Source organism: Pantoea eucrina (assembly GCF_020079945.1).
GTDB classification, from domain to species: domain Bacteria; phylum Pseudomonadota; class Gammaproteobacteria; order Enterobacterales; family Enterobacteriaceae; genus Pantoea; species Pantoea eucrina.
In genome coordinates this window covers 2883785-2898011 of sequence record NZ_CP083448.1, presented here as the reverse complement: position 1 = coordinate 2898011, position 14227 = coordinate 2883785, and the positions used below count along the sequence as shown (strand labels likewise).

General features: G+C 53.7%; 13 protein-coding genes. All 13 read left to right on the top strand.

Translation table 11 applies throughout. The features are described 5' to 3' along the window. The first annotated feature begins 2 nt into the window (after window positions 1-2). The 13 genes from LAC65_RS13710 (at window position 3) to tssE (ending at window position 14167) form a co-directional block, all read left to right on the top strand. On the top strand, window positions 3-1586 hold the full coding sequence (locus LAC65_RS13710; RefSeq protein ID WP_039380460.1) for a T6SS phospholipase effector Tle1-like catalytic domain-containing protein: 1584 nt from the start codon (window positions 3-5) through the stop codon (window positions 1584-1586). Beyond that, on the top strand, window positions 1583-2230 hold the full coding sequence (locus LAC65_RS13705; protein WP_039380458.1) for a DUF2931 family protein: 648 nt from the start codon (window positions 1583-1585) through the stop codon (window positions 2228-2230). Before LAC65_RS13710 ends, LAC65_RS13705 begins: the two co-directional genes overlap by 4 nt. Window positions 2231-2314: 84 nt before the next feature. Beyond that, window positions 2315-2962 carry a DUF2931 family protein gene (locus LAC65_RS13700; protein WP_203025503.1) on the top strand — a complete coding sequence of 216 codons (648 nt, stop codon included), beginning with the start codon at window positions 2315-2317 and terminating at the stop codon, window positions 2960-2962. A gap of 178 nt (window positions 2963-3140) precedes the next feature. Further along, window positions 3141-3581 (top strand): tetratricopeptide repeat protein, encoded by a 441-nt coding sequence (locus LAC65_RS13695; RefSeq protein WP_039380454.1) that lies wholly within the window; start codon window positions 3141-3143, stop codon window positions 3579-3581. A gap of 62 nt (window positions 3582-3643) precedes the next feature. Further along, a complete protein-coding gene (locus LAC65_RS13690; RefSeq protein ID WP_071882920.1) occupies window positions 3644-3910 on the top strand; it encodes a PAAR domain-containing protein in 267 nt (88 codons plus the stop codon). Between the two features lie 3 nt (window positions 3911-3913). Continuing rightward, window positions 3914-5068: a hypothetical protein gene (locus LAC65_RS13685; protein WP_039380452.1), complete on the top strand. Its 1155-nt coding sequence runs from the start codon at window positions 3914-3916 to the stop codon at window positions 5066-5068. Then, window positions 5055-8450 (top strand): ImcF-related family protein, encoded by a 3396-nt coding sequence (locus LAC65_RS13680; RefSeq protein WP_039380450.1) that lies wholly within the window; start codon window positions 5055-5057, stop codon window positions 8448-8450. The genes LAC65_RS13685 and LAC65_RS13680 overlap by 14 nt, the downstream gene beginning before the upstream one ends. After that, window positions 8447-10030 carry a type VI secretion system protein TssA gene (gene tssA, locus LAC65_RS13675; RefSeq protein WP_139239688.1) on the top strand — a complete coding sequence of 528 codons (1584 nt, stop codon included), beginning with the start codon at window positions 8447-8449 and terminating at the stop codon, window positions 10028-10030. Before LAC65_RS13680 ends, tssA begins: the two co-directional genes overlap by 4 nt. 47 nt (window positions 10031-10077) lie before the next feature. Continuing rightward, on the top strand, window positions 10078-10395 hold the full coding sequence (locus LAC65_RS13670; protein WP_144380238.1) for a hypothetical protein: 318 nt from the start codon (window positions 10078-10080) through the stop codon (window positions 10393-10395). A gap of 17 nt (window positions 10396-10412) precedes the next feature. After that, window positions 10413-12176, top strand: a complete 1764-nt coding sequence (gene tssF / locus LAC65_RS13665; protein WP_039380443.1) for a type VI secretion system baseplate subunit TssF — start codon at window positions 10413-10415, stop codon at window positions 12174-12176. Next, window positions 12131-13228, top strand: a complete 1098-nt coding sequence (gene tssG / locus LAC65_RS13660) for a type VI secretion system baseplate subunit TssG (protein WP_203025501.1) — start codon at window positions 12131-12133, stop codon at window positions 13226-13228. The genes tssF and tssG overlap by 46 nt, the downstream gene beginning before the upstream one ends. Then, window positions 13203-13742 carry a type VI secretion system lipoprotein TssJ gene (gene tssJ / locus LAC65_RS13655; RefSeq protein WP_039380439.1) on the top strand — a complete coding sequence of 180 codons (540 nt, stop codon included), beginning with the start codon at window positions 13203-13205 and terminating at the stop codon, window positions 13740-13742. Before tssG ends, tssJ begins: the two co-directional genes overlap by 26 nt. Further along, on the top strand, window positions 13742-14167 hold the full coding sequence (gene tssE / locus LAC65_RS13650; protein WP_039380437.1) for a type VI secretion system baseplate subunit TssE: 426 nt from the start codon (window positions 13742-13744) through the stop codon (window positions 14165-14167). Before tssJ ends, tssE begins: the two co-directional genes overlap by 1 nt. Window positions 14168-14227 lie beyond the last annotated feature (60 nt).

Here is a 14227-nt window from a genome sequence, read left to right as displayed (position 1 = left end):
CTATGCCTGATTATCATGCATGGGAAGCCACTGAATGCGAGCATTTTACTGATGTAAACATTTCAGAGAAAAAAGTTGTCTGTAAGCGTAAGCCTGTTCCAGGAATAACAATTATTATTGGGGTTTTCTTTGATGGTACGGGAAACAACACATTTAACACTCAGAACCGCATTCTGGAGTCATGTTCTCATCTTGATGTTGGAATGAAGGCAGAAGATGCAAAAGCTTGCGCCAGGAAACTGGGCTGGAATGTCAGCAGTGCCGGAAGTTATATTGGGTATTATTCTAATATCCACTGGCTGAATACGCTTTACGCTACCGATGACGAAGTGATTGAGGGGCAGGCAGTTTATCAACGAGCAGTCTATGTACAGGGCATTGGTACTGTCAGAGGTAGTAGCGATAGCTCGATAAGTATGGCGACAGGCGGCTGGTTTTATGGCGTAGTTGATAAATCTGATGAAGGCGTCGCTCTTATCACTGAGCAAATTTCGAAATTCCTGGAGCTTAACCAGGAAGTAAATTTTGCAATTGAGAAAATTCAGTTCGATGTTTTTGGATTTAGTCGTGGAGCAGCAGCAGCCCGCCACTTTGTAAACCGTGTAAGAAACGACGATAAAGCCATACGGCTGGCAATAGCTAAAGGGCTGGGCGGTCGAAATCACCATGGTAAACCTGCAGGAGAAACCCGCTTTCTGGGGTTATTTGATACTGTGTGCGCGGTAGGTACGGTAAGTAATTTATTTGATGTACATAATGGTGTGAACCCTGGCGTTGAGCTGGATTTACCTCCGGGTATTGCACAGAAAGTCTTTCAAATTACGGCGATGCATGAGTGCCGCTACAACTTTAGTCTTAACAGCATCAGGGAATCGTGGCCGGAACTGGCCCTGCCAGGCGTGCATTCAGATATCGGCGGTGGCTATAACCCGAGGGAAAAAGAATATCTTTACCTGACCAAACCCCGGAACGAAACTGTTAATGAAGGTATTTCTTCTAAAATGACCAATGTCTATCGGCGTTCAGTGGCAGAAATATCCGATCTCAATAGTAATCCATTGTTAAGTGCAATAATTCCGAACGGTGAGGTAAAGACAGAGACCTGGTATGACTATCTGGTCAACGAGGATAAAAAACGTGGTGGCACCCTACAAAAACGTGTTGGGGCGGCAATAACTATTGAGAGAGTAGTGACTAATGACTGGAGCAAAGTGAGTTTACGGGTAATGCTGGACGCGGCTCAGGAGGCAGGAGTAATGATGAAAGAAATTGAACCTACAAATGAATATTTGAATTTACCGGATGATCTTATCTTCTTATGCCAAAAAGCAATTGATCAAGGAAAGGAAGTAAGAAAAGGCAATCACCCAATGCCATTTGTCTCACCAGAACTAAAATTGATTGGAAAGTATATTCACTGCTCCGCTCACTGGAACCCTGTAGTTGTTAAAGATGTCTGGCTGGACGGGAAGAAAGTAAAAACTATCTATGGCGCTGTCAAATCATCTGATTTGTTTTTTTATATCAATCGTCCGAATCCCGGCTGGGTTCGCGCTGTGTGGAATATGCAGGGAGGAAAATCATGAGATTAATTACCAGACCAATTCAGCTTTTATTGCTTGTGTGTACTGCTACCGCCTGTACCAGCAATAAACCTGACAGTTACAAGACTCCCTGGGAGAGGTGGTATTTTGCTTTTACCACCCCTAAATCTTTGCCGGCACAGGTAACACTGTTAAGGCTGCTGGACATAGATGGCTATGCAACTACATATCGGACTATTGATCAACCTCGGGGTATCAGCACAGGACGCTGGAGTGAAAAGAATTCAGCAGGAAATACGCAATTTAACCAAGCCGAAAGATTGCCGCAAATAATGATATTTTGCTGGGACTCAATTATAGATAAAAAAATTTACCAATCCACTCTGTTTTTCACTCAGGATACATGGAAAAAGATGATTAGCCCTTACCCTGACGTTCTGAAACCAGGAAAAAATGCATACCGACAGACGATGCTGATAGGTCTGGCGCCTGAGGGGAAAGTCCGCGTCTGGCTGAGGCAATATGGTCATTCAGATATTCCATTAATCGATACAGAAATAATAACTGTTTCAGGTAAAGAACTAGATATGTGCAAAGGTGTCACAGGAAGTGATTTTTCCTATGGTTACAGCAATGAAACAAAAGCGTTTATTTCAAATAAAAAATACCCTTATGGCTCTTGGTAAATTTGATTAAATGCGGTTTGATTATTCATTCAATATATTATTATTTCTTAGCGCTCAGCCTGCGATAATAAGGTGAGGGTGAGTATGAAAAATACATCTAGGTTAATTTCGTTTTTCTTAATTTTGTTTTTTACTATTTCTTGTGCCAGTAGTAAATCTGACAGCCTAAAAACTCCCTGGAAGAGGTGGTATTTTGCTTTTACCACGCCTAAATCTTTGCCGGCTCAGGTAACATTGTTAAAGCTGCTGGACATAGATGGCTATGCATCTACATATCGGACTATTGATCAACCTCGGGGTATAAGCACAGAGCGCTGGAGTGAAAAGAATTCAGCAGGAAATACGCAATTTAATCAGGCAAAAAGATTGCCGCAAATAATGATGTTTTGCTGGGATTCAATAATTGATAAGAAAACTTACCAATCCACTCTGTTTTTCACTCAGGATACATGGCGAAAGATGATTAGCCCCTATCCTGATGTCTTAGATCCGGGAAAAAATGCATACCGACAGATTATGCTGATAGGTCTGGCGCCTGAGGGGAAAGTCCGCGTCTGGCTGAGGCAATATGGTCATTCAGATATTCCACTAATCGATACAGAAATAATAACTGTTTCAGGTAAAGAACTGGATATGTGCAAAGGTGTCACAGGGCATCCAGATGGATATGTATACTATGGGGATGCTCCTGATTTTATTAAAGATAAAAAGTATCCTTATGGGATCTGGTAAGTCACTATATTTTAAATAAAATTAGTCAGGCAGCTTCCTTCTCATCTAAATGTATTTTCTTATGAAATCATAAAATAGATTATTTATTATTTTTATCTCTGCTTGTTTATTTTCTTCAACAACCATTGCCGATACCATATCAACAACCAGGGCGGACGATGCAAATAAAATAGCTAAGATGTATCATTCAGGCATGGGAGTTCCGCGGGATATGAAAAAAGCCTTCGAGTTCTACCAGATCGCTGCTGAACTCGGAAACACGGATGCTCAGGTTGATTTAGGTGATATCTATTATTACGGAAAAGAAACCGCGCAAAGCTACGAAAAGGCGAATTACTGGTATGAGAAAGCAGCGAAAAATGGCAATGCCACTGCCCAGATGAATTTAGGCTACGCATACCTCAATGGTGAGGGAGTTGAAATGAACTATGCCAAAGCCAGAAACTGGCTTGAGATTGCAGTAAAACAAGGCCAGCCTTCGGCGATGTATCACCTGGGCACGATATACTTCGATGGCAATGGGGTTGCTGAAAACAAGGAGCTGGCCGTCGAACTGTTCAAAAATAGTTGCTCTAAAGGTGATTACAATGCGTGTGATAAGTTGAAAGATATTAAGTAAAAGAACTAATAAAATTATATGCATAATGAAATTTATATGCGGAATTAAATATGGGTCTCAATATGTCGAAAGGTTTTGTTTTGCTGGGTGATAAAACCACACATGGTGGACAGGTCATTTCCGCCTCATCAACAATAGTAATCAATGGAAAGAGTGTCGCCCTTGTTGGCGATAAAATAAGTTGCCCGATAAATGGCCATGGCATTAATGCTATTATCGATGGCTCGCCAGAATGGATATCAGATGGTAAAACCGTGGTTGTTAATGGTTGCCACTGCGAATGTGGCTGTCAGGTTATTTCCAGTGCGATGGATTGCGCAGTAGGATAAATAATGAGTTGGGAGCGTCAAAAGTCAACAATATCAGCTAAGCCCGAAGAGCCTTCATTCACCCTGTGGATAATGGCAGGGATTCTGGCACTGGTTGGGTGCATACTATTATTTGTTCTGCATGCTAATAAACTGGCAGGGGTACTTCAAGCATATAATCTTTGGGCTGCCACCTCATTTCCTGCTGTTATCTGGATATTCTTTCTCTGCCTGCGCAGCTGGCTCTACAGCAACGCGTTTAACAGACATGAATTTGAATTAAATGAAGCAGAATTTGCACAACAGCAGTGGGAAGAGTGGGCTGGCCGCAACATCGCAGTTCTGCACAGCGGTGTTATATTGCCTGCAAATCTGACATCTAAAATTCTTTTGGCTTCTCCGCCAACGCTGGAGCAAAGCACATTTTTATCCCGACGAATCGCTCTGCACACTCCTGAGGCGCACTTTTCTGTTTTGCTTGCAGGGGTAAATCAGGCTTTGGCAACGTTGCCTTCAGGTATCGTACCTGTCGTCACACTGCTGACCGACTTTTCCGATGATATGCCTGCGTTGCAGGCTGCATTTATGAAGGCCTGGCAGAGAACTATTCCCGATCGCCCGAGCCCCCGGTTGACCATTCTTAAGTCAAAGTCCTTCCTTTCACTGGATGAGCGAATTCGGGCACCTGTGCTGGATGTAGAAATAATCCTGATTCATCAGACTCAGGGAGGAGATGCGTATAGTGATGCGCTGGCTCTTCTTATGTTGACCTCCGATGATGTAGTCACGAAATTCAACCTCTCTTTTAACGCCCGTATTTTGCGTCCAATGACACTTGATAGGGCGATATCAGAAACGTCGCTGAATACGTTTTTCTCAACGCAAACACAGGCCTGTTCAACGGTCAGTATCGTTGGTGACAAAGTGGATTGGGGTAGTGCATTTTTTCGTTTGCTCAATTCAGCCAGAGAATATGGCGGTTGCTGGAAACCTGAACAGCTCCACTGGCTGGAAAAATATGCCGGAATAAGTGGCCCTTTCTCTCCATGGATATTGGCTGCTGTAGCCAGCGATATCGTCAATATACAAAAAGCGGACTGCCTGATGCTCTCAAAGGATGATGAGCAGAAATTTATTAATACGGTGCAAACAGGGAATATAACTAATGAAAACAGGTGACTCTTTATGGCGCGGAGAGTGGGGCCGGCTGGGATTCTCCGCCCTTATTGCAGGAGGGATTGTCTGGCTGATATGGCACTTTGGCGACAGGATTGGGCTGCATACTACGCTTATGAAAAGTCTGGTACTTGCCGGTGCGTTATTTCTGTTGATGATGCTTCGTCATAGCAGAACAATGAGTCTGGTTATTCAGCAGAGCTGGCATCGCTTAGAGGCTAAGCGAAAGAATGCCCTTCCTGCTGATGAAAGCCGTGTTGCACAGACCGTACCACGCAACGTCACCGTTGATGCTATCCGCCTCACCCTGCGCAACTTCCACGGTCGCCGCTGGGCAGGTAAAACGCGCATCCTGCTGATAACCGGCGCAGTTGATGAAGTGGAACAATTAACCCCTGGGCTGCCGGATCAGCTCTGGCAGGAAGACCGTGGCACGCTGCTGTTGTGGGGGGGCGATCTCAGCGCACCTGCTGACATTACCTGGCTGACGGCGTTACGCAAACTGCGCCGCCGTCCGGTTGATGGAGTAGTATGGGTGACCCGGGCATTCGACCAGCTGTCAGCGCCGGGACTGGAGCAGCGGCTGTCGCTGCCTTCTGAGAGCACCATGGCTCCCCCGTTTTATGCCATTCGCGCCCGGATGGATGCGCTGGGCTGGAAGCTTCCGCTATATGTCTGGTCCCTGCATACGCATGCCGGTAAGCCGGAAACTCGCATCACGCAGGCCACTGGCTGTCTGCTACCTGCCGGCTGTCATAGTGAGGCTTTAACAGAAACGCTGACTGTCCTGACGCCGGTCCTCATCTCGCAGGGGCTGCAGCAAACCTGTGGTGAGGTAAACCATCACTTTCTTTTGACACTGGCTGACCAGCTCAGCCGCAGATCGGAGAACGTGACCGCGCTCCTCTCAGTGATGTTCAATCCTTCCAGCCCACTATCGCTTGCGGGGCTGGTGTTCAGCCAGCCTTCTGCGGGGGCCAGGCAAGCTGCTATGCACCACTGGCGCATGGATAAGTGCTGGGATGTTCTGCCTGCGTCAGTCCAGATGCTTCCTGCAGAGCTTCGTCCACGTAAGCCGGGCATTCCATGGCAAAAGATAATGGCATCTTGTGCTTCTCTGGCAATGGTGGGCTGGGCTGCGTGGATATGCATTGCATACATAACTAATTACAGACAGATAGCGGATGTAAATGCCCAGGCCGCGCTTGCCGTCAGGCCGAACCAGTCGCCTGAACAACGTATGAAAGCGCTAACTGAACTTCAGCATGCGCTGGCTCGCCTGGAGCATCGCTCAGAACATGGCGTGTCATGGTATCAGCGCGCCGGGCTTAGTCAGAACGAAAAACTGCGTTCTGCTCTGTGGCCCCGCTACCTTGAAGCAGCTCAGCCCCTCCTGCGCGACGCTGCCGCAGCCTGGCTCACCGGTGCACTGCAGACGTATGCCGCACTCCCGCCTGACAGCCCGCTGCGTGAAACGCAGTCAAAGCAGGCCTATGTGCATCTCAGACTCTATCTGATGCTGACGCGTCCTGAACGTATGGACGCCAGCTGGTTCAGTCAGACGCTGATGCAGAACCGGACACAGCGGCAGGGGCTGGATGAGGCTTACTGGCAGGGAGCCGGGGAGACGCTGCTGGCCTTCTATGCAGAGCATCTGATCACTCACCCCGAATGGGCGCTGAAAGCAGACCCGGATCTGGTCGGGCAGGTACGCACCCTGCTGGTGCGTCAGATGGGGGTAACCAACAGTGAATCGCGGCAGTATCAGCGGGTGATCTCCAAAGTAAAACACCAGTACGCCGATATGCGGCTGGCCGATATGACCGGCGATACGGATGCCGCTCGCCTCTTTATCACTGATGAAATTGTGCCCGGCATGTTCACCCGTCAGGCGTGGGAAGAGGGCGTTAAACCTGCCATTGAAAAAGTGGCGCGTGAGCGGCGTGAAGAGATGGACTGGGTACTGAGTGATGCACCGCCGCCTGCAGGTGAGGCGGCTTCGCCTGAGGCACTGGAGACGAGGCTCGCCAGCCGCTACTTTGCCGATTACAGTGCAGCCTGGCTGCACTTCCTGAATAGTCTGCGCCTGCAGCCCGCGCCGACGCTCTCAGATGCTATTGATCAGCTCACGCTGATAGCGGACGTCAGGCAGTCGCCGCTGGTAGCGTTAATGAACACGCTCAATGTGCAGGGGCGTACCGCACAGAGCGGCGGCGCGATGAGCGACTCGCTGGTGAAATCTGCACAAAACCTCTTTAACCGGGAGAAGCGCCCGGTGATTGATCAGCGCAGCGGCCCGCAGGGGCCGCTTGATGCCACGTTCGGCCCGCTGCTGGCGCTGACCGATAATCAGAGCAGCAGCACGATGAACCTGCGCACCTTCCTGACGCGCGTAACGCAGGTGCGCCTGCGCCTGCAGCAGATCACCAGCGCGGCAGATCCGCAGGCGATGACGCAGGCGCTGGCCCGAACGGTATTTCAGGGAAAGAGCGTTGACCTGACGGAGACACGCGACTACGGCAGCCTGGTCGCCGCCGGACTGGGGCAGGAGTGGAGCGGGTTCGGGCAGACGGTGTTTGTGCGCCCGATAGAACAGGCGTGGCAGCAGGTGCTGATGCCGGCTGCAGGCAGCTTCAACGCACAGTGGCAGCAGGCCGTAGTGAATGAGTGGAACCGCGCATTCGGCGGCCGCTACCCGTTCAAAAATGTCAGCAGCGAGGTATCACTGCCGCTGCTGGCGAAATATCTGAATGCGGACACCGGACGCCTTACCCGCTTTCTGCACGCTCGTCTGGGTGGCGTACTCCATCGCGAAGGGATCCGCTGGGTACCGGACCGCATTAACGCCCGCGGACTGACATTTAATCCCGCTTTTCTGCAGGCGCTTAATCAGCTCAGTCAGATTGCTGACGTGGTATTTGCCAGCGGTCATGCCGGCCTGCATTTTGAGCTGCGTCCGGGAACGGCAGCAGACGTAATGCAGACTGACCTGATAATCGACAGCCAGAAGCTGACCTACATGAATCAGCAGCCGGTCTGGCGGCGCTTTATCTGGCCTGCTGACACCGACGCGCCAGGCGCATCGCTGAGCTGGATCAGCACCAAAGCAGGCACTCGTCTGTACGGTGAGATGCCGGGCAGCTGGGGGTTGATCCGCCTGCTGGAAAAGGCGCACGTCAGCGCCAGACCAGGGCTGGGCAGCAGCTGGCAGCTGACCTGGCATGCCCCCGACGGGCGGCCGTTAAACTACATCCTGCGTACCGAAGCCGGCGAGGGGCCGCTGGCGCTGCTGAAGCTGCGCAACTTTACGCTCCCGTCCGATATTTTTCTCACCAGCAGCACCCAGAACCCGCCTGGTAACGCTGAATTCATTGAGGAGGAGTGATGCCTCTGCAATCTCTGATTAGCGCCTGCGGCATGGATGCGGAACCGCTCCGCGCGCAGGCTGCTGAGCATATTCTCTTATGGGAGCACTGGTTGCAGCCTGTAAGCACCAGCCATCCTGCCGGTGAAGACCCGACCTATACCGATACGTTTCAGCGGATGCAGGAGGAGATGAACCGCCTGTCCGGCACGGATATGGCACTGATCTGTTCGCTGGCGGAGCAGATACTGACTTCGGAAGCGAAAGATATCCGCGTAGCGGTCTGGTACTGCGTGGCCCGCCTGCAGCAGGATGGCGAAGAGGGGTTTGCTGAGGGACTTGCCTTACTGGCGGGCCTGCTGCAGCGCTTTGGTGACAACCTGCATCCGCAGCGGACGCGCAGTCGCGAGGCGGCGCTGAATTTTATATCCAGCGCGCGCGTGCTGGATACGCTGACGCTCTATCCGGAGGTGACGACCGCCACGGCGCAGCGCACCGTGGCGGCGCTGCTGGCTATTGATGACATCTGCAGGGCGCAGGGCGGCACCCATTCCGCAGGGCTTTACAGCGCGCTGGAGTCCCGGCTGCTTAACGCCGGTGGTCCTGATGCGATAGTGCCGCTGACGGCAGCAGACAGCCTGCAACCAGACGCGTCTTCAGCCTCAGCTGCGCCAGCGCTGGCTGCCATCAGCTCCGGGCGGGAGCTGATGGAACAGGCGCGAACGCTGGCAGCTTATCTGCGCGAGCAGCCAAATGGCGCGCTGGCCGCACACCGGCTGATGAAAACCCTCCGCTATGACACGCTCAGTCAGCTGCCGCTGCTGTCAGGTAACGGCAACAGTTGTGTGACGCCACCAAAATCTGACCAGCGCGCGCTGCTTAAACGCCTCTGGCTTCAGCAGAGCTGGGCCGAGCTGGCTGAGCAGGCGGACAGTCTGTTCAGTCGGGGAACAAACCACTTCTGGCTTGACCTGCAGTGGTATCAGCACCAGGCGCAGCTGCGATCGGGACATGCGGAGTTTGCGGCTATTGTGCAGGACGATCTGAAAGGGCTGCTCTCCCGCCTGCGCGGACTGGAAACGCTGGCCTTCAGCGACGGCATGCCGTTTGCGGATGAGGTGACGCTGAGCTGGATCCGGCAGCAGGTCATGATAACGGAGAGTGCGTTCGGACCCGATCCCGCCGCTGCGGCGAGCGTGCCGGAAGATGAGGTGCTGTTGCTGGAGAGCGAGGCGACTGAGCTGGCAGACAGAGAGGGCATTGCCGCTGCGCTGACCTGGCTGCAGCAGCGACCCGGTATCCACTCTCCGCGCCAGCAATGGCTCCTTCGCCTGCTGATGGCACGGATTGCTGAGCAGTCTGGTCGGCAGGAACTGGCACTGCAGCTGCTGGGCGCGCTCGATGCTGGCGCAGAGAGTATGACGCTGGCGGAGTGGGAGCCAGCGCTGTTATTTGAAGTCAAGTCCCGCCGGCTGAAGTTACTGCGTGCCCGCGCAGGCCGGAGTGAAACAGATAAAGCCCGCCTGCAGTCTGACATGGAACAGCTGCTGGCCGGGCTGGTGACTATCGATGCGGCGCGAGCGTCAGTACTCTTTTCTTAATAGGGTCTGACCTCTTTCTTTAATTTAAATATAAATGGTTCAAAGGAATGATGACATTAACTGAAACACAGAATATGCAGCCGACAGGCTTTCATTATTTTGATAATACGTTTGTCAGCAGGAAAGAAATAAAAGGCGTCATCAATCACGCAGAGCTCATCAATTTAAAAGGCGCTCAGCTGAGTAAAACTGCCAGTCAGTACGAAATTGAATTGTGGACCGATAAACAGGTCATCAATATTCATGCCGGTAATATTCTGACCAATGTGGTTTTTACCCCGGTTGCGGCTGCAGCGGACATTATTTTCTTCCCGATATCGCTGACGTTTCTCCGGTTTATGACTGGTCTGGGTGCGTTCAAATAAGAGAGGCTCGTCAGAATATGAAAGACTTAACGCTGCGCTATTACGATATTGAAATGCGCTATTTGCGCGACGCCGCAAAAGAGTTTGCCGAAACTCACCCTGACCGCGCTGCTATGCTCAACCTGGATCGTGCCGGAACGCCGGATCCGTTTGTGGAGCGCCTGCTGGAGGGTTTTGCCTTCTCGGTAGGACGGCTGCGTCAGAAGATCGATGATGACCTGCCGGAGCTGACCGAAGGCCTGGTCAGCATGCTCTGGCCGCACTATCTGCGTACCATTCCATCGCTCGCAGTGGTGGCACTGACGCCGGACCTGCCGAAAATGAAGATGGCAGAGACGGCGCCGGCAGGACTGGAGATCTTTTCCCGTCCCGTGGGGCCTAAAAATACTGTGTGCCGCTATCGCACCACGAAGCCGGTCACGCTTAACCCGCTGGCGGTCACCGGGGTTGCTATGGGCACTGAGCCGGATGGGCGCTCTGTGCTGCGCCTGCGCCTGACCAGCAGCGGGCAGGCGGACTGGAGCCAGTGTGACCTGCGCCAGCTGAGCCTGTGGCTGGGAGAGGATCTGCCCGTGGCGACGGCACTGCATCAGAGGCTGACCCGCTGCCAGGCGGCGCTGTACATTCGCGAGGCGGGGCAGCCGGAGCGCAGGGCCTTTGACGGCTGGTTCAGCCCCGGCGGATTTGACGAGGATGACCGGCTCTGGCCAAAGGGGGAGAGCGCTTTCAGCGGCTATCAGCTGCTACTGGAATACTTCACCTTTCCTGAGAAATTCCGTTTTGTGAATCTGAATGGGCTGGAGACGCTCGCGCTTCTGCCCGGGCTGGCATACGTCGATATCGAGGTGGTCTTCAGCGAGCCGTGGCAGAGTGATCTACCGGTCAAAGAGAGCTCTCTGCGCCTGCACTGCGTGCCGGTGATTAACCTGTTTGCACTGGAAGCCGATCCGCTGATTGTGAACGGACTGGAGAGCGAGTATCTGCTGCGCGCAAAGCGCCTGCAGGATGGGCACACGGAAATTTACTCGGTGGATACGGTCAGCGGTTCAGGACTGACCGGTGCGGCTGAGTATGTTCCGTTCACCAGCTTCCGGCACCGGGGCGGCATGATGCGTCGTCTTGCTCCGGAACGTTACTTTCATACCCGCGTGCGCCGGGGCGTCACCGGCCTGCATGACACCTGGCTGATCCTCGGCGGTCAGCAGTGGGAGAAAGACGATCTGCTTTCCCGCGACACGCTCTCGCTGCGCATCACCGGTACCAACGGCCAGCTTCCGCGTCGCGCGCTGCAGAGCACGCTGCTGGATCGCTGCGAACAGGTGCTGCAGACGCCGGTGACGGTGCGCAATCTCACCCGCCCGACGCTGCCTGCTTATCCACCCGCTGAGGACCGCTTTCACTGGCGGGTGCTCAGCCATCTCGGCTCTGGCTTTATCAACATGATGAACAGCGCGGAGGTGCTGCGCGGCACGCTGGCGCTCTATAACTGGCAGGATGATGAACGCTGTAACCGCAGGCTGGAGGCGATCCTTGACGTGCAGCAGCATCGTCTGCAGCGGTTTGAGTCGGGTTATCTGCTGCGCGGTCTCGATGTTGAAGTGACGCTCGACAGCAGCGGTTTTACCGGTGACGGCGATATCCACCTGTTTGGTGAAATGCTTAACCGCTTTCTGTCGCTGTATGCGGACATGAATCAGTTCATTCAGCTTTCGCTGATAGTCCGGCCTGAAGGAAAATGTATCCGATGGAAAGAGAATCACAGTCAGCGTCTGCCCGGCTGATCGCACGGCTGGGCGACCAGCTTTCCCATATAAATTTTTACCGTTTTTGCCAGCTGCTGGAGAGGTGCGATCCTGAAGCGCCGGTCCCGGGCAGCGTCTGGCAGGTGCGACACGAGCCGGTACGGTTCAGGCCGCACCCGGGCATGGGATTTCCGGCCGGCGAAATTCGCGCGGCTGAAACCGCCGGGTATCCGCACCTTCCTCCCACGGTACGCATCAATTTTATGGGGCTGTATGGCACGGCATCTCCGCTGCCGACGCACTATCTCGACGATATCGTCCGGCAGCGTGAAGGGCATGAGGCGCTGCAGGATTTCCTGGATATCTTCAGTCACCGGCTGACTACGCAGTTTTATCGTATCTGGCGCAAATACACCTATCCGGCCACGTTCGCCGCCGGCGGCACCGATGAAACCTCTCAGTACCTGCTGGGGCTGGCTGGCCTGGGAATAGACGGCTGCGCGCAAAACATCGCCACGCCGGTTTCGCGCTTTCTGGCGCTGCTGCCGGTCATGATGTTGCCTGGCCGGACCGCAGAGGGTCTCTCCTCGCTGGTGGCGCTGCTGGCACCGGATACGCGCGCGCAGATAGTGCCGTGGGATCCGCGTCGTATTCCCCAGTCCTGCCGTTTACGTCTGAGCACGCAACAGCCGGTCAGCCTGATGCGTCGTCCGGTCATGGGAACGCATGCCACCGACGTTAACGGACAGGTACTACTGCGACTGCTCACCGATAACCCGGAGGAGATGCGCGGCTGGCTGCCCGGCGGACAGTTACACGGCGATCTGATGGCGCTGCTCCACGTCTATCTGGGAGCAAAGCTGGATGCACGGCTGGAGCTGTGCGTTGACCGCGCCCTGCTGCCGGATGCGCAGCTGAGCTGCCGGAGGGAAGCGGCACAGCAGCTGGGCCGCACCGCGGTGCTGCCTCAGCGGAACCTTAACGCCTCGCATAAACCCGATTTACTCACTATACCGCTCGGGCGTTATCAGCGTATCCGGGAACAACCTTCAGGGACTAAAACAGATGAACAGGGCGACTACCGCTGGTAAAATAGTTATTCCTCTGATGCTGGCGCTGAGTGCCAGCGGCTGCGGCCTGACGCAGAAAGTATCCGAAGGCACCGCGTCCGTCACAAAATCTCTTTTTTACAAACAAATACGCACCCTGCACCTCGACTTCCGCGCCCGCGAAGGCGCCAACCGCAACGCGCAGGGCGCTGCGCTCTCAACCGTGGTGCGCATCTGGCAACTCAGCGACCGTCAGGCCTTTGACGCCTCCGACTACCCTTCACTGTTAGCAGCTGACAGTCAGGTTCTGAAAGCGGATCTGCTGGCGCAAAAGGCTATCCGGGTGCGCCCCGGCGAATCGGTCAGTATTGATGTACCCATGGAGGAGCGAACAGCGTTTGTGGCGGTGGCCGGGCTGTTTCTGTCGCCAGATACTCAGGATGAGACGTGGCGAATACTGCTGACCCGCGCAGACCTCCACCCGGACAAAGCCAGGGTGATTGAGCTGGGTGACGGCACGCTGACGCTGGTAGCGGAAAAAGGGGAAAGACTCTGATGCAGCCTTCACTTTACGACATGCTTTACGGCAATTTCAGCGGCGGCCTGGATCTGGATGCGGTGAGCGAACGGGAACAGGTGATTTTGTCGGTGCTGGATAACCTGCAGCGCATTCTGAACACCCGCGCCGGCGCCCTGGCTCATCTGCCCGATTATGGCCTGCCGGATATGACGCTCATCCTGCAGGGGCTGCCCGGCACTGCACATCAGCTGGTACATATTCTTTCTGACGTATTACTGAAGTATGAGCCCCGGCTGAAACAGGTTGATGTGGTGATGCTGGAACAGACGCAGCCCGGTGAGCTGCGTTATGCCATTGATGCCGGACTGGACGTCGTAGGTATGGTGCGCTATAGCACTGACTTTATGCCGGGAGGAAAGGTACTGCTGCGGCATCTGCGCCAGCAGAACGTGATGCGTTAAGCCATAGCCACCAGCCAGATAAGATCGCCGGCCTGGCGCTTCGCCTTTACCTTCCCGCTA

Bases quoted from the DNA above. Each gene is read 5' to 3' on its own strand.
- LAC65_RS13710 (WP_039380460.1), top strand. From the start codon at position 3: ATGCCTGATTATCATGCATGGGAAGCCACTGAATGCGAGCATTTTACT.
- LAC65_RS13705 (WP_039380458.1), top strand. From the start codon at position 1,583: ATGAGATTAATTACCAGACCAATTCAGCTTTTATTGCTTGTGTGTACT.
- LAC65_RS13700 (WP_203025503.1), top strand. From the start codon at position 2,315: ATGAAAAATACATCTAGGTTAATTTCGTTTTTCTTAATTTTGTTTTTT.
- LAC65_RS13695 (WP_039380454.1), top strand. From the start codon at position 3,141: ATGTATCATTCAGGCATGGGAGTTCCGCGGGATATGAAAAAAGCCTTC.
- LAC65_RS13690 (WP_071882920.1), top strand. From the start codon at position 3,644: ATGTCGAAAGGTTTTGTTTTGCTGGGTGATAAAACCACACATGGTGGA.
- LAC65_RS13685 (WP_039380452.1), top strand. From the start codon at position 3,914: ATGAGTTGGGAGCGTCAAAAGTCAACAATATCAGCTAAGCCCGAAGAG.
- LAC65_RS13680 (WP_039380450.1), top strand. From the start codon at position 5,055: ATGAAAACAGGTGACTCTTTATGGCGCGGAGAGTGGGGCCGGCTGGGA.
- LAC65_RS13670 (WP_144380238.1), top strand. From the start codon at position 10,078: ATGATGACATTAACTGAAACACAGAATATGCAGCCGACAGGCTTTCAT.
- tssF (WP_039380443.1), top strand. From the start codon at position 10,413: ATGAAAGACTTAACGCTGCGCTATTACGATATTGAAATGCGCTATTTG.
- tssG (WP_203025501.1), top strand. From the start codon at position 12,131: ATGTATCCGATGGAAAGAGAATCACAGTCAGCGTCTGCCCGGCTGATC.
- tssJ (WP_039380439.1), top strand. From the start codon at position 13,203: ATGAACAGGGCGACTACCGCTGGTAAAATAGTTATTCCTCTGATGCTG.
- tssE (WP_039380437.1), top strand. From the start codon at position 13,742: ATGCAGCCTTCACTTTACGACATGCTTTACGGCAATTTCAGCGGCGGC.